General features: G+C 54.7%; 25 protein-coding genes. 17 read left to right on the top strand and 8 right to left on the bottom strand.

Annotation, left to right across the window (positions count from 1 at the left end; genetic code table 11):
• The first annotated feature begins 11 nt into the window (after window positions 1–11).
• The 11 genes from ASC86_RS15745 (at window position 12) to ASC86_RS15695 (ending at window position 10,564) form a co-directional block, all read left to right on the top strand.
• Window positions 12–914 (top strand): IclR family transcriptional regulator, encoded by a 903-nt coding sequence (locus ASC86_RS15745; protein ID WP_162245013.1) that lies wholly within the window; start codon window positions 12–14, stop codon window positions 912–914.
• Between the two features lie 453 nt (window positions 915–1,367).
• Window positions 1,368–2,576 carry a sugar ABC transporter substrate-binding protein gene (locus tag ASC86_RS15740; protein ID WP_244477625.1) on the top strand — a complete coding sequence of 403 codons (1,209 nt, stop codon included), beginning with the start codon at window positions 1,368–1,370 and terminating at the stop codon, window positions 2,574–2,576.
• A 114-nt stretch (window positions 2,577–2,690) separates the two neighbouring features.
• Entirely contained in the window at window positions 2,691–3,575 is an 885-nt protein-coding gene (locus tag ASC86_RS15735; RefSeq protein WP_056323106.1) for a sugar ABC transporter permease, read from the top strand.
• A 4-nt stretch (window positions 3,576–3,579) separates the two neighbouring features.
• Window positions 3,580–4,404 carry a carbohydrate ABC transporter permease gene (locus tag ASC86_RS15730; RefSeq protein ID WP_056323054.1) on the top strand — a complete coding sequence of 275 codons (825 nt, stop codon included), beginning with the start codon at window positions 3,580–3,582 and terminating at the stop codon, window positions 4,402–4,404.
• Window positions 4,350–5,354: an NAD(P)-dependent oxidoreductase gene (locus ASC86_RS15725; RefSeq protein WP_082510228.1), complete on the top strand. Its 1,005-nt coding sequence runs from the start codon at window positions 4,350–4,352 to the stop codon at window positions 5,352–5,354. Before ASC86_RS15730 ends, ASC86_RS15725 begins: the two co-directional genes overlap by 55 nt.
• Complete coding sequence (locus tag ASC86_RS15720) at window positions 5,338–6,267, top strand: nitrilase-related carbon-nitrogen hydrolase (RefSeq protein ID WP_056323049.1); 930 nt, start codon at window positions 5,338–5,340, stop codon at window positions 6,265–6,267. The genes ASC86_RS15725 and ASC86_RS15720 overlap by 17 nt, the downstream gene beginning before the upstream one ends.
• Window positions 6,264–7,343 carry an ABC transporter ATP-binding protein gene (locus ASC86_RS15715; protein ID WP_056323045.1) on the top strand — a complete coding sequence of 360 codons (1,080 nt, stop codon included), beginning with the start codon at window positions 6,264–6,266 and terminating at the stop codon, window positions 7,341–7,343. The genes ASC86_RS15720 and ASC86_RS15715 overlap by 4 nt, the downstream gene beginning before the upstream one ends.
• A 151-nt stretch (window positions 7,344–7,494) precedes the next feature.
• Window positions 7,495–7,905 (top strand): transposase, encoded by a 411-nt coding sequence (locus ASC86_RS15710; RefSeq protein WP_056323042.1) that lies wholly within the window; start codon window positions 7,495–7,497, stop codon window positions 7,903–7,905.
• Complete coding sequence (gene tnpB, locus ASC86_RS15705; protein WP_037103542.1) at window positions 7,902–8,249, top strand: IS66 family insertion sequence element accessory protein TnpB; 348 nt, start codon at window positions 7,902–7,904, stop codon at window positions 8,247–8,249. The genes ASC86_RS15710 and tnpB overlap by 4 nt, the downstream gene beginning before the upstream one ends.
• A gap of 45 nt (window positions 8,250–8,294) precedes the next feature.
• Window positions 8,295–9,953: an IS66 family transposase gene (locus ASC86_RS15700; protein ID WP_056323039.1), complete on the top strand. Its 1,659-nt coding sequence runs from the start codon at window positions 8,295–8,297 to the stop codon at window positions 9,951–9,953.
• The gene (locus ASC86_RS15695; protein ID WP_244477624.1) at window positions 9,899–10,564 is read left to right on the top strand and encodes a plasmid pRiA4b ORF-3 family protein; all 666 of its coding nucleotides are present in this window, start codon (window positions 9,899–9,901) and stop codon (window positions 10,562–10,564) included. Before ASC86_RS15700 ends, ASC86_RS15695 begins: the two co-directional genes overlap by 55 nt.
• Window positions 10,565–10,980: 416 nt before the next feature.
• Here the strand turns inward: ASC86_RS15695 and ASC86_RS15690 are convergent, their stop codons facing one another.
• Window positions 10,981–12,057: a D-TA family PLP-dependent enzyme gene (locus tag ASC86_RS15690; protein ID WP_056323037.1), complete on the bottom strand. Its 1,077-nt coding sequence runs from the start codon at window positions 12,055–12,057 to the stop codon at window positions 10,981–10,983.
• Window positions 12,058–12,225: 168 nt separating this feature from the next.
• On the opposite strand from ASC86_RS15690, the gene ASC86_RS15685 reads away from it, so the two are divergent.
• Window positions 12,226–12,615 (top strand): RidA family protein, encoded by a 390-nt coding sequence (locus tag ASC86_RS15685; protein WP_056323034.1) that lies wholly within the window; start codon window positions 12,226–12,228, stop codon window positions 12,613–12,615.
• Window positions 12,616–12,670: 55 nt separating this feature from the next.
• Window positions 12,671–13,474: an IclR family transcriptional regulator gene (locus ASC86_RS15680; RefSeq protein ID WP_056323033.1), complete on the top strand. Its 804-nt coding sequence runs from the start codon at window positions 12,671–12,673 to the stop codon at window positions 13,472–13,474.
• 95 nt (window positions 13,475–13,569) lie between these two features.
• Here the strand turns inward: ASC86_RS15680 and ASC86_RS15675 are convergent, their stop codons facing one another.
• From ASC86_RS15675 to ASC86_RS15635, 6 genes are all read right to left on the bottom strand, one after another.
• On the bottom strand, window positions 13,570–13,926 hold the full coding sequence (locus ASC86_RS15675) for a hypothetical protein (RefSeq protein ID WP_056323090.1): 357 nt from the start codon (window positions 13,924–13,926) through the stop codon (window positions 13,570–13,572).
• Between the two features lie 565 nt (window positions 13,927–14,491).
• Window positions 14,492–15,364, bottom strand: coding sequence for an alpha/beta hydrolase (locus ASC86_RS15665; protein WP_056323026.1), 873 nt, complete (start codon window positions 15,362–15,364; stop codon window positions 14,492–14,494).
• A complete protein-coding gene (locus tag ASC86_RS15660; RefSeq protein ID WP_082510226.1) occupies window positions 15,361–16,131 on the bottom strand; it encodes an ATP-binding protein in 771 nt (256 codons plus the stop codon). The genes ASC86_RS15665 and ASC86_RS15660 overlap by 4 nt, the downstream gene beginning before the upstream one ends.
• A 66-nt stretch (window positions 16,132–16,197) precedes the next feature.
• Window positions 16,198–16,995, bottom strand: coding sequence for a tetratricopeptide repeat protein (locus tag ASC86_RS15650; protein ID WP_056393188.1), 798 nt, complete (start codon window positions 16,993–16,995; stop codon window positions 16,198–16,200).
• Window positions 16,996–17,080: 85 nt separating this feature from the next.
• Window positions 17,081–17,896, bottom strand: coding sequence for an alpha/beta hydrolase (locus ASC86_RS15640; RefSeq protein WP_056323014.1), 816 nt, complete (start codon window positions 17,894–17,896; stop codon window positions 17,081–17,083).
• Between the two features lie 61 nt (window positions 17,897–17,957).
• A complete protein-coding gene (locus ASC86_RS15635; RefSeq protein ID WP_056323011.1) occupies window positions 17,958–18,539 on the bottom strand; it encodes an NUDIX domain-containing protein in 582 nt (193 codons plus the stop codon).
• Between the two features lie 83 nt (window positions 18,540–18,622).
• Between ASC86_RS15635 and ASC86_RS15630 the strand changes: the two genes are divergently transcribed.
• From ASC86_RS15630 to ASC86_RS15620, 3 genes are all read left to right on the top strand, one after another.
• A complete protein-coding gene (locus ASC86_RS15630) occupies window positions 18,623–19,384 on the top strand; it encodes a DeoR/GlpR family DNA-binding transcription regulator (RefSeq protein ID WP_056323089.1) in 762 nt (253 codons plus the stop codon).
• Window positions 19,385–19,449: 65 nt separating this feature from the next.
• The gene (locus tag ASC86_RS15625) at window positions 19,450–19,932 is read left to right on the top strand and encodes a hypothetical protein (protein ID WP_156387078.1); all 483 of its coding nucleotides are present in this window, start codon (window positions 19,450–19,452) and stop codon (window positions 19,930–19,932) included.
• A 59-nt stretch (window positions 19,933–19,991) separates the two neighbouring features.
• Window positions 19,992–20,438, top strand: coding sequence for a GNAT family N-acetyltransferase (locus tag ASC86_RS15620; RefSeq protein WP_082510224.1), 447 nt, complete (start codon window positions 19,992–19,994; stop codon window positions 20,436–20,438).
• A gap of 343 nt (window positions 20,439–20,781) precedes the next feature.
• Here ASC86_RS15620 and ASC86_RS15615 read toward each other — a convergent pair whose 3' ends face one another.
• Complete coding sequence (locus tag ASC86_RS15615) at window positions 20,782–21,111, bottom strand: hypothetical protein (RefSeq protein WP_156387077.1); 330 nt, start codon at window positions 21,109–21,111, stop codon at window positions 20,782–20,784.
• A 100-nt stretch (window positions 21,112–21,211) separates the two neighbouring features.
• On the opposite strand from ASC86_RS15615, the gene ASC86_RS15610 reads away from it, so the two are divergent.
• Window positions 21,212–21,877 (top strand): hypothetical protein, encoded by a 666-nt coding sequence (locus tag ASC86_RS15610; RefSeq protein ID WP_056323000.1) that lies wholly within the window; start codon window positions 21,212–21,214, stop codon window positions 21,875–21,877.
• Window positions 21,878–22,081: the final 204 nt, after the last annotated feature.

Genomic DNA, 22,081 nt, shown 5'->3' with positions numbered 1-22,081 from the left:
AGGATGTGCCCATGAAATCGCCTCGAAGCAGCACCACAGCATTCGACACGGCCTCGCTTCAGGCGCATGAAAAGCTAAGTCGCGACGGTGACCATTGGACAGTCACAGCAAGCGCAGGCAATACGCGACGATTAGGGCTGGGACTTGTACCAGCTTTGGATAAAGCGATATCAGTGATTGAATTCATAAACTGGCAGCGGCCGGAGAACACCACACTCGCAAATATTTCCACCGCGCTCGATATTACGAAAAGCCATTGCCATTCCATTCTTAAGACTTTGCAGGAGCATGGCTGGCTTCGTTTTGATGAAAGCGCAAAAACCTACGCGCTTCATCCTGGTCTTCTCGGTAGCGTATCGAAGTTGCTCGGAATTCCGTCCATCGAAATCATCAGGACCGAGGTTTCAAGTCTCGTTTCGCGCATCCGTTTTCCGTGCGTCTTGTCCCAGCCGATGCCCGATGAGACTTTCATGTTGATCGACAAGTTCCATGACCCGCTACGCATCGAGGTCTCCCTTCCTATTGGATTTCGATACCCGAAAGATGCATCTGTGCAGATGCGCGCCCTTCTGGCGTGGGCTCCCAAGGCGAAAGTCGATACCTGGTTTGAGACGTGGAAGCCCACCCAGTATACCGCGGCGACTCCTATGACGAAACAAACTGTTTTAAACGAGCTCGAACAGACCCGTGTGCGCGGCTATGCTCGGAGCAAGGGCGAGTTTACGGACGGTCTGATGGCAGTGGCGCTCCCCGTCTTCAACAAGAACGGCGAGGTCGAGTTTATAATAAACTGCTCGGCTCCTCTCGAAATGATGGGGGTGGTTGAGGCAGAGCTCTCCGCCGCGATGGTTAGCACTGTGAGAGATATTCATCTCCAGACACTGGCCCGGGTGCCACCAGGATTTCCAGCTTAGGATACGATCTTAGCCGGTTCTGATCCTGGATCGTAAAGTTTCATCAGCAGCAGATCAATGCCCTGCTCCGGTCAAGTTGCCGTTGCACGCGCTATGTCAGCCTGCAATATCTCTCTGAATCCCAGCTGTGCCCCTGTCCGACAGCAAGTAGAGGACCGCTGGCGCCTACCATCGCTGAACCGCTACATCGCGGGCTTGCGAAACTCATACCATCCCCACGATTTTGCTTGACAGAAAAGAGAATGCTGATTGAATGGTCCATATACAGAATGATGTTCTGTATAAAGAACGCTAACAAGGGGATCAATCATGAAGCATAATATCAGGACGTTTACCCTGGCAGCCGCAGCTGCTGGTTTGAAAACATCGGCGTTCGCGCTCGGTTTTACTTTTTCTGCTGTTGTAGCGGCACATAGTGAGGAGATCACAATTGCGACCGTTAACAACCAGGACATGGTCGTAATGCAGGAGCTCTCATCGGAATGGGAGCAAAAAACCGGCAACAGCATCAACTGGTTAGTTCTGGAAGAAAACGTGCTGAGGCAGCGCGTGACCACGGATATTTCCACAAATGGTGGCCAGTTCGACATCATTACGATCGGCTCGTACGAGGCTCCAATCTGGGGTAAAAACGACTGGCTTACGCCGGTCGACGACCTGAGCGCCGATTATGATTATAACGATATATTTGAGACAGTTAGGAAAGGACTTTCGGTAGACGGGAAGCTGTATGCTCTCCCATTCTATGCAGAGAGTTCGATGACGTACTATCGCAAGGATCTCTTCGAAAAAGCTGGCATCACCATGCCAGACCAGCCGACGTATGATCAAATCGCGGAGTACGCAAGCAAAGTTCACGACCCCGACAACCAGATTTACGGGCTGTGCCTGCGGGGCAAGCCGGGATCGGGGGAAAATATCGTACCAATCATGACGTCAGTGAATACACACGGCGGAAAATGGTTTGATATGAACTGGAAGCCGCAGCTCGACAGCGGCCCTTGGCACAAAGCCGTCACATTGTATGTCGACCTTCTTAACAAGTATGGCCCTCCGGGTGTGACGTCAAACGGGTACAATGAAACACGAGCGCTCTTTGCCAGTGGCAAGTGCGGAATGTGGATCGATGCCACGGTAGCGGCAGGCTATCTCTTTGACCCCGCTGAGAGCAAAGTTGCTTCCAGTGTGGGTTTCACCAGCGCGCCGATTGCTGATGTACCAAACGGGGCCGCGCTTCAATGGGCGTGGGCTCTGGCAATCCCAAAATCATCGACGAAAGCGGATATAGCAAAAGGCTTCATCGCTTGGGCGACGTCCAAGGAATATATCCGCAGCGTGGGTGAAAAGAAGGGCTGGATCGCCATCCCTCCAGGCACGCGTCAGTCTACATATGACCTCAAGGAATACCAGGATGCCGCGCCATTTGCCAATTTCGTCAAAACGGCAATTTTGTCCGCCGATCCTACGAAACCAAGTGTAGACCCCGTACCTTACATGGGCATCACGTACGCATCGATACCTGAATACCAGAGCATTGGTACGGAAGTCGGACAGCAGATCGCGGCGGCTGTGGCAGGTCAACAGACCGTAGATGCCGCGCTGGCTGCAGGTCAAGCATTCACTCTTCGGACGATGGAGCAGTCGGGCTACACTAAGAAGTAAATCCTTTCCTCCGGAGCTGCGTCGCGTTTCATCACGAAATGCGGCGCAGGTTCCGGCCTAATTGGAGATCACGCGGTGAACACAGCGACACCTGCTTCCCAACTTGCCAATTCCATTGCAGCGCCATCGGCTGACAATGACCGATCTTTCCGAAATACCTATCTTATAGCACCATCCGTAGCAGTGTTGCTGGTCTGGATTTCAGTTCCGACCATCATGACTTTTTGGTTTTCCTTCCAGCACTACAACTTGGTTAACACAGCAGGCCGGGAATTTGTTGGCCTGGATAATTACATCTATTTCTTCAGCTCCAGCTCTCTAGCGATCGCAGCGTTTAACTCAGTCTTGATCGTTGTCGGCGTGGTTGTCTTGACCATTGGTATCGGCATCGGACTTGTCCTTCTTTTGGACATAGAGTTTCCAGGCTCATCGTTTGCGCGTGTTCTGGCAATCTCACCTTTTTTTATCATGCCGACAGTGGCGGCGTTAATTTGGAAGAATCTTCTTCTCGATCCGGTGAACGGTCTATTCACCACGATCCTGCGCGCAGTCGGCCTACCAGGCGTGGATTGGTTCGGTGTATTCCCGCTGATGTCAATCATTACGATCATCGCTTGGCAGTGGGTTGGCTTTTCCGTTCTAATATTGTTGACAGCCTTGCAGTCTCTCGATCGGGAGCTAAAGGAAGCCGCCGCGATGGATGGGGCTGGATCATTCGCGATATTTCGATTCATCATCTTGCCGCACTTGGCAAGACCCATTGGCATCGTCGTCATGATCGAAACGATCTTCCTACTCTCCGTGTTTGCAGAGATTTTCGTAACGACCTCGGGAGGACCCGGATTGGCTTCGACCAATCTTTCTTTCCTCATCTACGTCCAAGCGCTTCTTCGGTTCGACGTTGGCCTCGCTTCTGCGGGCGGCGTTATATCTATCATCTTGGCAAACGTCGTCGCCTATTTCCTGGCCAAAGCCGTATCACGCTCGCTGGAGATTTAAGAAAATGTCTTCTCGCCCTCTTTTCTCCGTCGGGATCAACTTCATCGTAGGATGGGGCGCCGTCCTGCTCCTAGTCTTCCCGATCATATGGATGCTTCTCACAAGCTTCAAAACCGAGATTGACGCGATCTCGCCAGAGGCATCGCTCATCTTTCAACCGACGCTTGATAACTACCGCGCGGTGCTTGGTCGGTCCAACTATTGGATGTTCGCCCTGAACAGTGTCGGAATATCGGCGGCTGCAACGTTCCTAGCTTTGCTAATCGGTTTTCCCGCCGCATACAGCATGGCGTTTCACCCCACCGAAAGGACCAAGGGAACTCTTCTTTGGCTGCTATCAACGAAAATGATGCCGCCCGTTGGAGTGCTGGTGCCAATATACATTCTATTCAAAGACATGAGCTTGATCGACACGCATTTGGGGCTCATCCTGCTGTTTCTAGTGGCCAACCTGCCCATCGTCGTGTGGATGCTCTACTCGTTTTTCAAGGACATTCCGCGCGACATTCTCGAGGCAGCGCGTATCGATGGCGCTGGATTGTGGGAAGAATTCCGCTTCATCCTGCTGCCGCTTTCTGGGCCGGCAATATCGTCTACAGCGCTCCTTTCAATTATCCTTTGCTGGAACGAAGCGTTCTGGAGCATCAACCTGTCGACGACTAAAGCTGCAACCCTTGCTGCTTTCATTGCGACGTACTCCGCTCCCCAAGGCCTTTTCTGGGCAAAGCTCTCTGCAGCAGCTGTGCTGGCCGTTGCGCCTGTGTTGATAATGGGATGGGTCGGTCAACGTCATCTTGTGCGCGGTCTAACGTTTGGGGCTGTCAAATGAGGGGCACAGATATTTCTACAGTGCAAACCTCGGTCCTAGTTACAGGTGCAGCTGGATTGGTAGGTGCCGCCGCCACGGTCGCTCTACGTGCTGCCGGGTACGAGGTGATCGCAACCGATCGCCTCGCGCCAGACGGCGGTGAGGCACTTGATTTCACCAATGAGGGCGCAGTTGAAAAGTTCGCTTCGCGGAACCTGCGGGCAATCGTCCATTGCGGCGCGATATCTGGACCTGCCGATGCAAAGGCAAATCCCCAACTCATAGCACCAGTCAACGTCCTCGGCACATTCAACCTGCTTGAGCTTGCTCGAAAGTGCAAAGTTAAGAAGTTTATCTACTGTTCCTCGACCAGCGTGTATGGCAACATTGATGCTCCAGGGCCAGTCGGCGAAGACCTGCCGCTCAAACCCCAAAGCCTCTACGGTGCGTCCAAGGCATCTGCAGAAGCGCTTGTAGTGGGATACGGCCAGGAATTTCAGTTTGATGCTGTCTCCTTGAGAATAAGTACCGTCTATGGCCCTGGTCGTAAACACTTTTGTGCAATCAGGCGTCTAGTAGATGATGCTATTCTGGGGAAACGCGGCGTCCTTAAGCATGGCTTAAACGACGTTCGACAGTACATTCACGTATCTGACGCAGCTAGAGCGATCGTTTTGGCGTTGAACGCCACAGAGACACCGCGCTTCACTTACAACGTCACCGGAGGCGAAGCCGAAACAGTTGGCGGTATAGCCCAAATCGTCGCGACGTTTATCCCCGGCTTTACGCCCTCCATCGGGGCGGAACGTGATCCCGGGGAGGACACCCACCCGGTGTTTTCTCTTGCGGCTGCCAAGCGCGACTTTGGTTATAGCCCGGAGGTTTCCCTCGCCCATGGCATAAGGGACATGATCGAGGCGGTGAGAGCGAACAATTTCCACGGAGTTCAAGAAAATGCCAAGGACGATTAGAATCGCCGCAGCCCAGATGGGGCCCGTGAATCCAAGCGAGGAACGAAGCGTAACAATTAGCCGCATTTTGAAACTGCTCGGCAGCGCAGCGGATAAAGATTGCGACCTAGCTGTGTTTCCGGAGTTGGCGTTGAGCACGTTTTTTCCTCGGGAATATCACGCGGATCTGCGCAAGGCTGATATGTTTTATGAGAAGTCAATGCCAGCTCAGGACCTGCAACCGTTGTTCGCGCTGGCGCAAGAACGGAAAATCGGTTTCAGTTTGGGGTACGCCGAGCTTGTTGAGGACCATGGGATCAGCCATCGCTACAATTCGCAAGTTTTGATCGACAAACAGGGAGTTGTTATTTCGAAGTATCGCAAGATTCATCTTCCCGGTCATTCGGACTATAAGGAGAATGATCCGTTCCAAAATCTCGAAAAGTATTATTTCGAAGTCGGCGATCTTGGCTTTCCGGTGGTTGATGCCTTCAATGGTCGCATCGGAATGTGCATTTGTAATGATCGGAGATGGCCCGAAACCTATCGCGTGATGGGCCTGAAGGGCGTCGAGCTCATCGTCTTGGGTTATACCACTCCGCTGGAAAACCCACGGGCAGATCAATCCGCAGAATTGCGACAGTTTCATAACCATCTTTGCATGCAGGCGGGCGCGTACCAAAACAGCACGTTCGTTGTTGGCGTTGCCAAGGCTGGGATTGAGGGTGGGGTCGAGCTCATGGGGGGCTCATGCATCGTTCATCCGGACGGGCGGATTATTGCTCAAGCCAAGTCTCTTGGTGATGAGGTGGTCGTCGCTGATTGTGATCTGGATGACTGCCTTAACGGGAAAGCCGAAGAATTCAATTTTGAGCGAAACAGAAGGCCCAGTCTTTACGAAGGCCTGCTCACACCACATGGGGAAACCGTATGACCGCGATCAGTATTGAAAACTTGAACAAGCATTTTGGCGTCGTTCACATCTTGAAGAACATCTCTCTTAAAGTGGAAGAAGGTGAATTTGTTGCACTTGTCGGACCGTCCGGCTGCGGCAAGTCAACCTTGCTTCGGATTGTAGCCGGGTTAGAAAAGAGCAGCGGAGGTGCAATTCGCATTGGTGCGCGCGACGTCACAAACTTGCCGTCGATGCAACGAGACATCGCGATGGTATTTCAAAGCTATGCACTTTACCCTCATATGACCGTGGCTGAGAACCTCGGGTTTTGTCTTCGCATGCAGAAGCGCCCCACAAATGAAATAGCAGAGAAAGTTCGCGAGGCGGCTCGCATCCTTCATCTCGAACCTTTGTTGGATCGCCAACCGCGTGATCTTTCCGGCGGTCAGCGGCAGCGGGTTGCGATGGGGCGCGCCATTGTTCGCAATCCACAAGTGTTCCTCTTTGACGAACCGCTCTCCAATCTCGACGCAAAATTGCGCGTAGTGATGCGAGCTGAAATCAAGGAGGTCCAGCAACGGTTTAAGACGACGACGGTCTATGTCACGCACGATCAAATTGAGGCAATGACGATGGCCGATCGCATCGTGGTGATGGATAAAGGGGAGATCGTGCAGGCGGCTTCGCCAATGGAAATCTACTCGCGGCCAAAGAACATTTTTGTCGCTGGCTTCATCGGGTCTCCGCAGATGAACTTCGTGAATGTGTCTGTAAACGACAAAGGTGCCGCCAGTCTGTCGAAATCGACCAATACAGCATTCGCTCAGAGCCCGTCCCTGCCTCGCGGCGAGTACGTCCTCGGCATCAGACCGGAAAACCTTAACTTACAACAGGGGGATGGAGTGCCAGCAAGAGTGACTCTGGTTGAGCCGACAGGCGCTCAGACTTATATTCACACTCGCACCGAGGGCGGAGACGAACTGGTTGCCATGGTTGACGCTGACGTTGTCGTTCGAAGCGGGGAAATCGTGCGTGTGAAACCCTCAACGAGCAGCTTTCACCTCTTTGATGTTTCTTCGGGTGAGCGTATCAAATTCCCCCGGGCGATCGCGTAATTGTTAAGAAGTTTGGCAAGTGTGCGATCTGTCCACTTGCCAAGTTTTCCGAGTTGCATGATGCCGCTTCATAGTAAGCCCCCGGTGAAGGCCGTCTTGCGAGGTTGATGCGAACATCGGAAGTCCTAGTGCAAACACTAGGAGTAGTCCTATGACCAAGCATCCGATTGAAGTGATCACGTCTGTGGAGCGCCGTCGGCGTTGGTCTCGCGAGGACAAAGAGCGGCTGGTTGCAGCCTGCCTTGAGCCTGGTGCGGTTCTTTCCGAGATTGCCCGTGCGGCCGGCATCCACGTAAGCCAGCTCTTTCGGTGGCGCAAGGAACTCTGCCGGATCGAGGAACCGTCGACGCCGGTATCGAACACCTTGGTGCCCGTGATCGTGTCGGAGGCGGCGCCGGCTGCCCAGCCCGCCGCCTTAGAAGCGCCAGCCCCATCGCAGTCTCGCCGGAAGCGTAGCGATGTGACGATTGAGCTGGGCCGCGGTCGTCGTGTCCGTGTGGCCAGCGACATCGACACGGAGGCACTTGGCCGTATTCTCGATTGTGTGCTGGGTCGGCGATGATCCCGGTTCCTGCTGGTGTGAAGGTCTGGCTGGCGACGGGCCATACGGACATGCGCAAAGGCTTTCCCGGTCTGTCACTGATGGTGCAGGAGACGTTGAAGCGGGATCCGATGTGTGGACACCTGTTCGTCTTCCGCGGTCGTGGCGGTGGCCTGATTAAGGTCATCTGGCATGATGGCCAGGGAGCCTGCCTGTTCACGAAGAAGCTGGAACGCGGACGCTTCATATGGCCGTCGGCGGCCGATGGGACGGTCGTGATTACCCCTGGGCAGCTTGGTTATTTGCTGGAAGGTATCGACTGGCGGATGCCACAAAAAACTTGGAGACCGACCTCAGCCGGATGAGCAAAAACGCTGGAATGACGGGGTCGAATATGATTCCATCAGTCCATGAACGATACGGCTGAACAGCTTCCTGACGACCTTGCCAGCGCCCTTGCGGCCCTGGCGGCGGGGCGTGCTCGACGCATCACGGCCGAGGCAGAGGCAGCGACCGCCAAGGCGGAGGCAGCCAGCGCAAAGGCGCTCGTATCGCACTCCGAGGCGCTGATCGCGCGGCTGAAGCTGGAAATCGAGAAGGTCCGCCGCGAGCTCTACGGCAGTCGCTCGGAGCGCAAAGCGCGGCTTCTCGAACAGATGGAACTGCAGCTCGAGGAGCTGGAGGCCGATGCTGGCGAAGATGAACTGGCAGCAGAGATCGCAGCCAGTGCCTCGACCGTCAGGGCCTTCGAGCGCAAGCGACCATCACGGAAACCGTTTCCCGAGCATCTGCCACGCGAGCGTGTCGTCATCGCTGCTCCGACAAACTGCTCCTGCTGCGGCTCGGCCAAGCTGTCGAAGCTCGGCGAGGATGTCACCGAGACCCTGGAGGTCATCCCGCGTCAGTGGAAGGTCATTCAGACCGTGCGGGAGAAATTCTCCTGCCGCGAATGCGAGAAGATCACCCAACCGCCAGCACCCTTCCATGTGACGCCGCGCGGTTTTGCCGGACCAAACTTGCTGGCTATCATCCTGTTCGAGAAGTTCGCCCAGCATCAGCCGCTGAACCGTCAGAGCGAGCGCTATGCCAGAGAGGGGATCGATCTCAGCCTGTCGACGCTGGCCGACCAGGTCGGCGCTTGTGCCGCGGCCCTGAAGCCCATCCATTCGCTGATCGAGGCGCATGTCCTGGCCGCCGAGCGGCTGCATGGCGACGACACGACCGTGCCAATCCTGGCGAAGGGGAAGACGGATACGGGGCGCATCTGGACTTATGTCCGGGATGACAGACCCTTTGGCGGACTACCGCCGCCTGCGGCTTTGTTCTACTCATCGCGGGACCGGCGGCAAGTGCATCCCGAGCGCCACCTGAAGACCTTCACCGGTATTCTGCAGGCGGATGCTTATGGCGGCTACAATCCGCTGTTCAAGGTAGACCGCAATCCCGCGCCTCTGGCACAGGTCCTGTGCTGGGCCCATTCACGCCGCAAGTTCTTCGTGCTGGCCGACATCGCCGCGAACGCCAAACGTGGCAGCAAGGCCGCGCCGATCTCGCCGATGGCGCTGGAGGCCGTCAAACGGATCGATGCCCTGTTCGATATCGAACGTGAGATCAACGGTCTTGCCGCCGAGCAGCGCCTGGAGCGCCGCCGCAAGGACAGCCAGTCGCTTGTCGAAGAACTGCATGACTGGCTCCAAATCGAGCGGGCAAAACTGTCGCGCAGTTCTCCCGTCGCCGAGGCCACCGACTACATGCTGAAGCGCTGGATCGGCTTCACGTCCTTCCTCGAAGACGGCCGGATTTGCCTGACGAACAATGCTGCCGAACGCGCGCTCAGAGGCTTTGCTCTTGGAAGAAAGTCATGGCTCTTCGCCGGATCGGATCGTGGTGCTGATCGTGCCGCCTTCATGGCCACGCTGATCATGACGGCAAAGCTCAATGACATCGACCCACAGGCCTGGCTCGCCGACGTTCTCACCAACATTGCCGACACGCCGATCAGCAGACTGGAGCAATGGCTTCCCTGGAACTGGACACCGGCACAGACACCCATGGCATTGGCATCATGACCTCCAGCGAACGCATCGCCCGGATTCACATCAAGCTTGATCATATCGAGCCAACCATATGGCGCAGGGTCGAGGTCCCGATCACCACCAGCCTGAAGGGGCTGCACGACGCCATCCAAGCCGTCATGCTGTTCCAGGATTATCACCTCTTCGAGTTCAATGCCGGCGGCAAGCGGTATGCCGTTCCTGATCCCGAATGGGACATGGGTCGCGAGACCTACGCCGCCCGCAACGTCAGGATCGGCGCTCTGGTGGATCGCGGCATCACCACCTTCAACTATACCTATGACTTCGGTGACGACTGGCGGCATTCAATCACTGTCGAGGCCGTCACGGACGCCGATCCGGCAGTCGAATATCCGCGCTTCATCGACGGCGACCGGCGCGCGCCGCCCGAAGATGTCGGCGGCTTGCTCGGCTTCGAGGACTTCCTCAACGCAATGGCAAAGCTGCGACATCCGCAACATCGCGAAGTCGTGGAATGGTATGGCGGTCGCTTCGAGCCGGACGATATTGGCGTCGATACGATCAATGAGAGGATAGCGAAACTGGCGCGTCGCCGAACCCTTGGAAAAGCTGGCTTCGCAAAAAGCCAGAACAGCCGCCACTGAAGCGAAACCGGCCCACCCGCGGCCCACGCCGGATGCTTACGCTTCATATTCGACTGCTACATTTGAATTCTGCCTCGTATGCTTCGAACGGCCCCTTCTTAATGGCGCCATTTGGATAAGGTGTGGCAGAGAGGCCCCTCAGCATTTTCTCAGCAAGGCAAAGATCAAGAGACGCTGTAGTAGGGACAGCCTTAGCGCGGCGAGAAAGGTTGTTCCTCGCTGAAATGCCCATTGTACCCGGGCACCATCGCCGGATATTACTACATAATGTTTTCGACGGTTGTATCCACTTGAGTCATCACAGAGGTTGGAAAAATGCTGGCCTTGAGAGGACTGCGAGACACTTTGTGTCAAAGAACGCGTTTTTTGCTTTTTCAGCGCTGGGATCTGGCCCGGCCGAGGTGTTGGCGCCACTGCTAAACTATTTTACCTCGCGCGGATACCGGCCAAGCTACAATTGGTTTTTGGAACTCGACTACATGGACCATATCAACCATGTTGGTCACCACACAGGCATGGTTAGGGACTATCCGAAGCTTGTCGCCAACCTTTAGACCAATAGCGCCGTTGCTCACGAGCCGGCCATGTTCTTCCGAGAGTTGATCAAGCAAAATGTCGTCGCGGCCCAATATATGACCATAGCCTTCAAGGCCGAGAAGATCAGACGTTAGTGTCTTTGAGCCGGCATCGATAATTGCGCGGTTGGGAGCAGGGACAGATACGACAGTTGCGAGCACGGTTAGCGCGCAGTCCTCCCAAGCGCAGACACCACGCATTACCAGCGAACGGTCATTATAGACGTATGTACCGGGTCGGTATTCGGTGGTCACGGCTGCTTCAGCGGCATTCATCATCGACGGCGTGCCACCTGATGAAATGACCGGCACTTCGATACCTTCTGCTTCGATCAGTGTTCTGGCGCACGTCATAAAACATTCAACGGCGGTTCCACTGTCTATTGGAGGATAGGTCATCAAACCGCCAAATACGAGCCCTGGCGCCTTAGCGATTTGCTGTGCGAGTGCTGCGGCATCTTTGGGGGTCGAAACACCGCATCGATCAGCGCCCGTATTACATTCGACCAGCACCCGTAGCGCTGAGGGCTCAGAGGCAAAGGCAGCTGAAAGCCCTTCGATAACTGTGATATTGTCGGCGACGACGCTAAGTTTCACCTTGCGGGCTAAAGCGGCGAGGCGCTCGAGCTTTTCCGAGCCCAGAATATTATAACTAATAAAGACGTCAAGTATATGAGGGCTGCCGGCCACCATTGCCTCGGCCTCTGAGACTTTCTGGCAAGTGATCCCAACCGCCCCCGCACTCAGTTGCATCTCTCCGATTGCCGGAAGCTTGTGCGTTTTAATGTGCGGCCGAACGTTTAAACAATGCTGATCAGCGTAAGCCTGGAAACGAGCAATGTTTCGACGTGCGATATCGATATCGACCAGAACGGCTGGTGTATTGACCGTTTGAACTTCCGATTGCGTGTTGGTCATTGGATCTCTTGAAACAAAATGTCCTAGCGTTTCAGCTAAATAAATTCTCATGCCGTCACCCAGACAACTACCGGGCGACTTGACAAGTTTGACAGTAAGGGCCCAATACGTCAATCCATTAATGTGGACAGGTGTCTAATATAACAGATTTAGATAAATGAGGTTTATATGACGATTAAGCGATACGGCGCCGGCGAGACCGGTGCAGGTGGACAGGCTCTTCCCTTTGCCCGGGCAGTAGAAGCCAACGGTTGGTTACATGTTTCCGGCCAAGTGCCGATGGAGAACGGCGAGATCATCCGCGGCGGCATCATCGCTGAGAGCCGCAAGGCAATCGAGAACGTAATTGCCATCTTGGACGAGGCAGGCTATCGCATCGAGGATGTGGTGCGAGTTGGCGTGTGGCTCGACGATCCCCGCGATTTCTGGAGTTTTAACGGAGTATACGCGGAGTATTTCGGCTCCAACCCCCCGGCCCGTGCCTGCGTTCAGTCGCGCATGATGGTGGATTGCAGGGTAGAAGTTGATTGCATCGCCTATCGGGCGGATCGGGATTAAACGCTTGGGCGCGACTTGCAGAGGTCGCGCCCATAACGTGACTAGGACAGATGGAATGGAAGATCGCGCAGACGACACGGTTTCACGGCGCACGCGAGGCCTCGATCGTGCCTTCGAAATTCTGGAATTTCTGCGCGTCAGGCGCAAGCCGATGCGGCCGAACGAGATCGCCCTCGAAATCGGCGCGCCGCGTTCGTCGATCTACGAATTGGTCAATCTTTTATTACGCCAAGGTATGCTGGATTATCAGGGCCAGGATGGAAAAGTATTTCTTGGGCGCAAGCTTTATTTCCTCGGTACGGCTTATGCCGATCAGTTCGATCTGATACGCGAATCCGAGGACTTTTTGGCGAGGCTGGCCGAAGAAACCCGCGAAACGGCGCAGTTGTGCCTACTTGAAGGCAATAAGTATACCGTTGCGGTGATGCGCGAAGGCAGCAGGGCTTTCCGTATTTCGTCCAGTATCGGAGAACTTATATCCATCCCCTGGACGGCATCCGGTCGATTGCTTGTATCGCACCTTTCCGATCCTGAAATCCTCGCGTTCATTCCTCCCAATGATTTCAATTTACCGAACGGCACACGACTCGATCCGGCTAGCTTTATCGCAGAAGTCCGCCAGTCGACCATCGACGGCTATTTCACCTTTAACAGTGCCGTCGAGACCTTTGCGCACTGTTTCGCCGTTCCGGTACACCAGGCAGACGGTCAATGTGTAGCGACCGTCTGCCTAGTTACTCCGCAAGAAGACGGGATCCGGAATCACAGGAGTTTGCTCGACAGCCTGCTGACCGCCGCCGAGGGATTGTCAGTCCGACTCGGATATTCAGCCCGCAGAGAGCCAACGGACAAGCGGTAGTTGAGACATCTGGCATTCTTGATCGGCGGTGAGCTGGTTGTAGACGTCAGACAAGATACAGACTTGATAAAATACGCAAGTGCTTTGCCACTGCTTCACGCGCAGCCGGGTACATCCTCCAGCCGAAGGTACACTGGAATACCCCGCTCGTGCGCTATTCTGACATCGTTGTCGGCGCCGCGGCTCTCTCCCGGCAAACGCAGAACAGCATCGCACAACTGAAGTAACCGGCCGGCCACGGGATGGAAGATTGCTTCATATAAATCGTCGCCAATCTGTTGCCCACCAGCCGTTTGCCACACGGGCAGTGCGACCCATTCGCCAATCATCGGGAGATGGCCTGCTCGGAAAAGCGCGTGTGATGGTTCCTCGAGACGCTTTAGGTTTGCTGCCATTTTCTGAGGGTCGTCACCTGTGCCGGAACGGTAAGGGCCTGCAATTAAAATCAGCATCATAATCTCCTAAATGCACGAAGTTTCCAGAAAAATCTGGATTTTACCGGTAAAGCATGCATAATCATGCAAAGTCAAGGTGGTGGAAACTAAAATGCTAACATCTCACCGGCGGGCATTCATCTTGCTAAGACTTGGCAATGACGGGAAGATTTTCACCGGAGACCTGGCGGCGGAACTTCAGTTGTCGGAAGACATAATCTGCCGCGACTTGCACGAAATGGCCGTGGCTGGATTAGTAAGGCAGGTCCATGGAGGTGCGCTTCCGATCGCGCCACCTCTTCCTTGGAAGCACGCAAGAAAATCTCAACTGAGGTAAAGAAGCGGCTGGGACGAAGGGGCTCGTGTATGGTTGGCCAGGGCAGCTGACGTCCGTTGACGGCTGCCCCAATCGGGAAATAGTTTACACTCTCCCGGTACATAAGGCTAACAATACGCGACATCGCCTCACAATGCAGCCAAGGCAAAAGTCGATTCCTGTCACAACAACCGCTGTTTTTAGGTAGACCAAGTGAGCGCTGCCAACGCTCTGCACCGGACATTATGACTCAACATACAGGCCGTATTAATGCTTGAGCAGTTCTGTAATGATCTCTCGACCTAGGGTCCACAGCAATGCGCTTCCAAATTCCTCCTTGCAGAATAGTCGACAACGCGGAATGCGTGTTGACAGAATCTGGCCAAAGTCGGGCGAATGGACTGGACTAGTGTCCATTTCTCCGTACCAGAGATCGACTGGTACATGTACATCTTCGACTCGAAAGGGCCATGTGCTCCAGGTGTTCTGCAGGTCGCGTGTATATCCGCCACTTCCTCGAACAAAACCCTCATCGAGGCAGCGGCGATAAGCGTTAGCAAAAGGCTCGGCGCCGAATACGGCGCGGTCGGCATCCGAACTGTTCGTCATGACCATTGTCCATAACCAGTCGGCAGTTGCGAGTTCACTCAAATTCTTGGTGAAGGCCTCCGGATCAACTCGGAAAGACTGGAACATCGTGATGAACTCTTTATCGAGCTTATCAAACGTCGGCTCGAAGTTGAAGTCGTCTTGGCCGGACACGACCGCCACCCCTCTTACGACCTCACTCGCTCCGAGCTGGAGTGCGTAGGGAGCCCCTTGCGAGAATCCCACCGCAACGGCATCCTTCAACTCTCGCGCCTCAATCAACGTCTCAACGTCCCGGGCCCATGAGTTCAACGAGCTATCGAGATTTGCGTCCGAACGGCCAAGACCTGGTCTATCTATGCCAATCAACCGGCCACCGAGGGATGAGAGATCAGCTTCGGCAAACCCCAGACTTCCGCTCATCGCAGCCCCAGTGCAAAAAATAATGGGTCGGCCGCCAATCGGTCCCCACTCGGACCAGGCAAGGCGCCTCCCGTCAGGCAACAGAATGTAATCCTGGCGCAATGATGGCTGCGGGTCCTTTGCGTTCATCGGCTCATTCCGTCTAAGACAGCCGTCTCGTGCGGCGAAATTCGTCTTCCATTGAGCGCGAGAAGTTCTTCTGAATCTGGCTCTTCCAATCTGGCCTCCATAAAATCGAACATCGACCGGGTGATCTTAAAGGCGAAGGTTGTGCCGCCTTGATCATTCCGTTTTTCAACTCTTTCCCATCGCAAGGATTTTGGTCCTTGTAGCCAGTGCATTTCTACAATGAGCGCGCTGGCATGGGCTGCATCGGCGACAGCCTTCCGCTCATCCTGCAGCGTGAAGCCGAGGTCGAGAACGATGTCCACACCCCGCAACGCAACAGGAAGGGCGGTGTCCAAAATACGGCGGTTGCATCTCTTCACGCGATCAAAGATCCAGGTTGGGTCAGGGTAAGCCAGTATGTCTGGACCAAACAAGGACAACATCCATTCATCGATTGAAAACCGGACGCCATTGATCCGGTCGGTATGTTCCTGAGCATATGTGGTCTTACCCACTCCGATGGGCCCGGCCACCATGTGTATCTTCCCAGACATCTTTCCCTTTCCTCGAGGACTATCTATGTGCTTCACCGCATGGCGTTTGCCAACAACGATCAGTAGAGCGTTAAAGCCATAGGTTGCTCCTGTAACGAACCACATCGACCAGACAAATCCATGCCGCATGCCAGCCGACATCACCACATATTGACGGACCCGACGGAGATGGAAGCCCCCAGCGAGAAGGCTGCCATGGTCATCCGCAATGCATTCGTCATGATCCCTATCCATTTAAAGTTCGGGGAGGTCGTAGTGATCCTGATGACCGATGTATTTGTCAAATATCGACTTTTTGGTCTACGACGCGGGCGGTAGAAGGCAGCAATGATCCAACGGTTGTATAAATCTTCGCAAGGTAGCAAGTTTGGCAAGTCTTTCCGATTCATCTCGAACAAAAACAGGGTTGCCGGATAATACTTCATATGCCCTGGCGGCGAATTCTGCGGCCATGTCATAGTCCCCGACGGTCGCGTAGCATTCGGCGAGCTCCTCGCAAACAAATGGCGCCTTGTCGCCGGCCGTTTCAGCATCTTCGACAACACGTCTCCCCAAGGTTATTGCTTCGTTGAGGTTATGCATCGCCCGCAAAGTCTTGACTACTGCATAGCGAGAGATCTTTAGCGTTTGCGAATCCCCGTAGACCGATTGGAACTTTTCATCTTTGCGGAAACAGATAAGCGCCTGGTCATACAAACCGCTCTCGTAATAGGTCCAACCCAGATTATAATGCAGCATCGCCGTCCAGCCATGACTTACGCCATTCGCAGCGATATAGTCGAGCGCTGTCAGCGTCCACAGTTCGGCCTCAGCAAGTTCTGAAGCAATCGCAAGCATATGAGCAGCATCAACCGCCAGATTGTGATCCGCATTCGCGCGCGCTATTTTCCACGCATCCAGAAAAAACGGCAACGCGGCTTTTGGATCTCCCGCTGTGTTGTGAAGTCGCCCTCTTTCGATGGCGATCCACGCCGACGCCTTTTCGCCGTCATGGCTCAACAATCCAGCGGCCTCATCCAACGTCTGATGCCCCAACTGGAAATCTTCCGAAAGCCCGGCTATTCGCGCCCGGCGCGCCAGATTTAACACACTCTCCATATTCTTTACTCCTAGAGTAGGTACTGGCAGGCCAGTCCCAACGTATCGATCAAACCGCAATTTATCGAAATCTGCGGCTTAGTGTTTAGGGCGACGTCTGGCTTAGGAACGAGGCAATGGAGCGGTTCACCGCTGTCGCGCGCTCTACCGGGGCCATATGAGTATCTCCGTCGAGGATAGTGACTCTAACGCCACAATTGCGCGAAGCGGCCTCAATGATTGCTTCGGCAAAAAACTGGTCCCGGCTACCCCCGATAATGAGCGTATGGGAATCGAACGGTAACGCGTCGGCCCCAGGCAGCTCGCTGCGGAGCATCGCGTCGAGATATCGAACAATTGCCTCTGGCTTTCCGAGCCGCTTCAACATGCGATTTCCCCCAATACACACGCGCAAACCCACCAGCCAGTTAAGCCAAGGGTTTCGGAACATGGAGGTAAATTCTTTCAACAGGCCTTTCATATCCCCGGTCTCAACCAATTCGATCTGGCGCCTCACGAGACGCTTTCCTTCGGTTGAAAAACGATGGGCGCTTGCAATCAGGATAAGTCTGTCGATTTTTTCAGGCCAGCGCGCCGCGAGGTGAGCGGCGACAACGCCACCATAGGAGATGCCCATCACATCGGCTCGCCCACCGAGGTGTCGATCGATAATTTCCGCCGCATCATGCGCCAGCCCCTCGACTGTTACCGTAGTCGGACTCGGATCGTAGCCGATGAGAACAATACTACGGTCGTTCGGCAGCAGCCGTTTCAGACGACTTACGTCCTTCGACATACGTTCGCGATCTGGCGCCATCATGAAGCCCTGACCACCGTTAATCACGAGGATTGGGTTCAGGCCACCGCCGATCCTTGCAAAGGGAACCCGTCCCAGAAATGTACCTGTGTCTAGTGTATGCATGACTTAAAAACCGAACCGCTGTATCACGATGCCTAGGTTGTATCCCGCCGCCATCATCCGTTCATTTGAACACATGAAGGGCGGCATACTGGAGAAGCATGATCGTCTTGCCGTCCCGAATGCGCCCATCCGCAATCATCTCCAGCGCTTCATCTATCGTAGGTTCGAGGCGCTCGATGTCCTCACCTTCATCCGCGTTTCCGCCGCCATTGGATACCTGGTCCGCGGCTGAATAGGAGCCAATGAAGAAGTGGAGCCTCTCGGTCACCGAGCCGGGACTCATGAAGGCATCGAAAATCGGTCGCACATCGCTTACCCGATATCCGGTTTCCTCCTCGACCTCCGCCTTGATCCGTTCTTCCGGAATGGCATTGTCCAAAAGACCTGCCGGTGCCTCCGTCAGAAGATCGTCATGGCCATTGACATACGCCGGATACCGAAATTGCCGGGTTAGAAGTACCCTACGCCGCTCAAGGTCGTAGAGAAGAATCGTCGCACCGTTGCCGCGATCGTAGGTTTCCCGGCTCTGCCTCTGCCAGGTGCCGTCACCCCGCAGGAAGCTGAGTGTTGTCTTCCTCAAAATGTACCAGTCGCTTGAGAGCGTGGTTACCTCTTCAACTTTGATTCGATTAGATATCGTCATGTTCGTCTCCGATGCACATAACCGCACGGTATTGCACGAATGAATAAAACGTGCAATAAGCCGCAGAACAGATGAGGTCCGTGATGCTAACGAGCGAAAGAAAAGCCCTTATCCTTGACACCCTCGCAACCGCGGGCCGCGTGGTTGCGAAAGAGCTCAGCATTGCGTTGGGCCTGTCGGAAGATACAATCCGGCGCGACCTTCGCGAGCTTGCCGCGGAAGGTCTGCTACAACGGGTCCATGGTGGAGCTTTGCCGGCATCAAAAGCGCTCGCTGACCTTCCAAGCCGAAGGAATATTTCCGTCGAGGATAAGACGGCAATCGCAAAGGCGGCGGCGGCGATGGTCAGGAATGGCCAGATCATTTTCCTGGATGGCGGGACGAGCACCGTTGCGGTGGCCCGCGCTCTTCCCCGGCAACTCCATGCGACCGTTGTCACACACAGCCCCGATATAGTGGTCGCTCTTTCCGACCACCCATACGTCGAAGTGGAGCTTGTCGGCGGCCGCATTTACAAACACTCCAACGTGGCAGTGGGTTCCGTGGCCAGTGAGGGTATCTCCCACATCCGCGCCGACATTTTTTTCATGGGTGTAACCGGCATCCATCCCGACCACGGGCTTACGACAGGTGACAGAGAAGAGGCGGCGATCAAGCGAGCTATTAGTCGCCAGTCGGCGGAAACACTTGTCCTCGCATCCAAAGAAAAACTCGGCGCAGTCTCCGCTCACGATATCATCGGTCTCGATCAAATCGACGGGCTGATCGTGGAACAGAGCTGCCCGTATGATCTCCTGGAACCTTACCAAATGCGTGGAATCTCAATCACGCGCGCTCAGGCATGAGCAGACCGGGCGAGATGTCGGCGCGGTCGCTAACGCGCCCGGCCTTATCCACACCAGAGCGAACTATGGTGTCCACCCTCTACATGAGTGATCCCCCTCTCTCGAAAAAAATACTCTTCCTCTTCGCGTTTTTTGCCTCTTCGCTCGCCGGCTGCCAGAGCCCACCGTCCGTCACGCCGATCGGCTATAATGGCACCACCAAAGATGGAGTAATGACCGCCAGGCCGTTGACGGATGCCGAGATGGCCAAAGCGATGAAATCGGCACAGCGTGCAAGTGACATGGTACCAGCAATCGCGGCCGCAAATACCTTCGGAGGACTAGATCCGACCGGCATGACCCATATGGCGGTCACTGCGGAAACCACGCGACGCATGCAGGATTTCCAGCAGTACGTACCCGGCATGATGGCAGCAAACGTCCAGCGGTTGGAAGGGTTTTGCAAGACAAACCCCAAGTTCGACGCCTGCGTCGAGTTTCGGAAAACCAAGGCCGAAATGAAAGCGCGCGGTCAGCGCATGCCGGACGGGTCTGTTCCCCAGCCGTAATGGAGGTCGGATTCTTTTAGTTAAAGCTGAAAACTGCCGATGGGTCAGGGACAAGACAGATGGTCACCGTTCGCAAAGCAAGCACAACAGACATTCCGGCGATAAGCCGGGTGCTGACCGCCTCGATTACATGCCTTTGTACTGAGGATCATGGAAACGATTCAGGCCGCCTACGCCAATGGACGCAAAACAAGTCCGAAGCAGGCGTTGGTAAAATGATGGATAATCCGGATCAAACGGTCTGGGTCGCAGAAGTCAGCGGCGAAATCGCTGGGGTGGGAGCAGTCGCTGGCGACAGCATCGTCCTCAATTACGTAGCCCCCGAGCACCGCTTTCAGGGAGTGAGCAAGGCGCTATTGGCCGCGCTGGAGGACTCGTTCCGCAATGCGGGCTTCTCTTTGGGAAAGCTGGTCAGCACCAGAACTGCTTTGCGCTTCTACCTCGCCTCCGGCTGGTCAGAGTTGGGAACAGGCGGGGGCGGAATCCGCATGGAAAAGGTGCTGTGAAGAGCAAGGCGCCACATGCGTTTTAGTCGCATCGAACGAGCGTTCAAATTCTTCGACGCTCGCTGCGGCGGGTCTCGTCTCATCTGTTGACGGCGACGAGTGGTAACGCGAAGAGGCGGTTGATGAACCGCACACGTTGATCCCAAGGTCGTCGACGCCGAAGCCCTCTCGGGCTAGCAGTGGATGATTTCAACCCGGTTGGCTACGTCTACATACCCCCGCCTTGAAAGGAATCGAACCCGCAACCCCAGTTCTCTGCCGCAAACATGCATAAAAAAAATGGCATCAGAATGTGATATCGATCAAGTCACTCCATGATCTATCCCCTTCCGCGCTCCGAGCATCACTTAAACGCAATACCTAGCGCGCCTAAAAACTCTCGCATGATGTCATTGACGTCACGCTGGCGCAAAATCCGGGCTTCTCTGATTTCCGTGTCGTCTGCAGCTCCTTCAATTTCGAACTGCGCCACGGCAACATTGCCTTCGCGCAGGTAGCCTTCGTCTGGCTCCGGATCACAAAAACGGGTGAGCAATAGCGTCAGGGCACGTTCGATGATCGGAACGAGCAAATAGTGCCTCAACATTCGCATGAACTCGTATAGGAAGGCCATCTTGTCCGAGGTGATCGATCGATGGGCGAACCTTGATTCGGCTCGGTCCTCGCGCGTCATGAGCAGAATCTTCAAACAGAATCAAATTTCTGCGCACGAAATTGACGTTTCCTGCGCTTGAACTATACTCTATGCATCAACCAATTGAGGAGTGCAGAGAATGGCGTTCAGAGCTGATGAAGCCGCCGTCAATGGTTTCGAACGAGCGAAAAGCTATCTAGTGTCGAGAAATTTCACTCCCGATGAACGCTTGCGGAGCGAGCGTGCGCTACTGGATATCATCGATGAGTGTGGACCAGTTGTTGAAGGCTATCCGACATGGCATCCATTGGTATCGCGTCACGATGAGCACAATCCTGAGACTTATCCCAGTGATCGTTGCGGCTATCAGGGGCTTGATCACACGGTCTATTTCGCGCACGGCTTTTTAACTTGCCCATATGTAAACGGCGAGAAAGTTGTCGCATCCGTTGACAGTCTCCAGCACCATCCTCGTGCAAAGATCACCGCTGAGATTCTTGACGTTCCGTTCTACAATACCGGTACCCAAGCGGTTCTTGTTCGCTGTGAATGGGATGCAATGCTTGAGCCGGGGAAGCTGGTGCCGAAATCACTTGCTGTCCCGCTTATGCTTGAGCAGGAAATCCCGGTTTGGCGATGGTCATCCCGGGCGGAGAACTGGGAAACGATGCGGCCTTATCTTCTCGGCGCTCCACATGGAAGCAGATCATCGCTCTTCGTCAGCCAAGATACAGCACTGGCAATGAAGAAAATTTATCTCGCGATGGTTGAGAGTGGAATGTTCGGTCCCGTGAAGATGAGTTAATTGTAAAGCGAGCTCTGGCCTTAAATTCTGCGTAAAGAACGAGCTGACAACCGGCTCTGTCAGCTACTCCTCAAATGATATGGATTGTTCGAAAATGGCGCCAAAGTGAACCGCCCCGACTTTGCCGGAGACCGTTTGGTTTAAGTTATGCGGCCATAGCTGGTGCGTCCAGCGTGGCGTAGTATCGTTCTTCTGCCTCTGCAG

The organism is Rhizobium sp. Root1212 (assembly GCF_001424985.1).
Taxonomy (GTDB): domain Bacteria; phylum Pseudomonadota; class Alphaproteobacteria; order Rhizobiales; family Rhizobiaceae; genus Pararhizobium.
Note: the sequence above shows the minus strand (reverse complement) of the source record. Positions and strands in the feature narration are given on the sequence as shown.

Coding starts and splice junctions, on each gene's coding strand:
- ASC86_RS15635 (WP_056323011.1), bottom strand. CDS start 18,539: ATGACGATATCTAATCGAATCAAAGTTGAAGAGGTAACCACGCTCTCA.
- ASC86_RS15690 (WP_056323037.1), bottom strand. CDS start 12,057: ATGACCAACACGCAATCGGAAGTTCAAACGGTCAATACACCAGCCGTT.
- ASC86_RS15615 (WP_156387077.1), bottom strand. CDS start 21,111: ATGACGCGCGAGGACCGAGCCGAATCAAGGTTCGCCCATCGATCGATC.
- ASC86_RS15650 (WP_056393188.1), bottom strand. CDS start 16,995: ATGGAGAGTGTGTTAAATCTGGCGCGCCGGGCGCGAATAGCCGGGCTT.
- ASC86_RS15665 (WP_056323026.1), bottom strand. CDS start 15,364: ATGAACGCAAAGGACCCGCAGCCATCATTGCGCCAGGATTACATTCTG.
- ASC86_RS15630 (WP_056323089.1), top strand. CDS start 18,623: ATGCTAACGAGCGAAAGAAAAGCCCTTATCCTTGACACCCTCGCAACC.
- ASC86_RS15680 (WP_056323033.1), top strand. CDS start 12,671: ATGGAAGATCGCGCAGACGACACGGTTTCACGGCGCACGCGAGGCCTC.
- ASC86_RS15675 (WP_056323090.1), bottom strand. CDS start 13,926: ATGCTGATTTTAATTGCAGGCCCTTACCGTTCCGGCACAGGTGACGAC.
- ASC86_RS15715 (WP_056323045.1), top strand. CDS start 6,264: ATGACCGCGATCAGTATTGAAAACTTGAACAAGCATTTTGGCGTCGTT.
- ASC86_RS15700 (WP_056323039.1), top strand. CDS start 8,295: ATGAACGATACGGCTGAACAGCTTCCTGACGACCTTGCCAGCGCCCTT.
- ASC86_RS15695 (WP_244477624.1), top strand. CDS start 9,899: ATGGCTTCCCTGGAACTGGACACCGGCACAGACACCCATGGCATTGGC.
- ASC86_RS15740 (WP_244477625.1), top strand. CDS start 1,368: ATGGTCGTAATGCAGGAGCTCTCATCGGAATGGGAGCAAAAAACCGGC.
- ASC86_RS15730 (WP_056323054.1), top strand. CDS start 3,580: ATGTCTTCTCGCCCTCTTTTCTCCGTCGGGATCAACTTCATCGTAGGA.
- ASC86_RS15745 (WP_162245013.1), top strand. CDS start 12: ATGAAATCGCCTCGAAGCAGCACCACAGCATTCGACACGGCCTCGCTT.
- ASC86_RS15720 (WP_056323049.1), top strand. CDS start 5,338: ATGCCAAGGACGATTAGAATCGCCGCAGCCCAGATGGGGCCCGTGAAT.
- ASC86_RS15620 (WP_082510224.1), top strand. CDS start 19,992: ATGGTCACCGTTCGCAAAGCAAGCACAACAGACATTCCGGCGATAAGC.
- ASC86_RS15725 (WP_082510228.1), top strand. CDS start 4,350: ATGGGTCGGTCAACGTCATCTTGTGCGCGGTCTAACGTTTGGGGCTGT.
- ASC86_RS15610 (WP_056323000.1), top strand. CDS start 21,212: ATGGCGTTCAGAGCTGATGAAGCCGCCGTCAATGGTTTCGAACGAGCG.
- ASC86_RS15710 (WP_056323042.1), top strand. CDS start 7,495: ATGACCAAGCATCCGATTGAAGTGATCACGTCTGTGGAGCGCCGTCGG.
- ASC86_RS15625 (WP_156387078.1), top strand. CDS start 19,450: ATGGTGTCCACCCTCTACATGAGTGATCCCCCTCTCTCGAAAAAAATA.
- ASC86_RS15660 (WP_082510226.1), bottom strand. CDS start 16,131: ATGGATAGGGATCATGACGAATGCATTGCGGATGACCATGGCAGCCTT.
- ASC86_RS15640 (WP_056323014.1), bottom strand. CDS start 17,896: ATGCATACACTAGACACAGGTACATTTCTGGGACGGGTTCCCTTTGCA.
- tnpB (WP_037103542.1), top strand. CDS start 7,902: ATGATCCCGGTTCCTGCTGGTGTGAAGGTCTGGCTGGCGACGGGCCAT.
- ASC86_RS15685 (WP_056323034.1), top strand. CDS start 12,226: ATGACGATTAAGCGATACGGCGCCGGCGAGACCGGTGCAGGTGGACAG.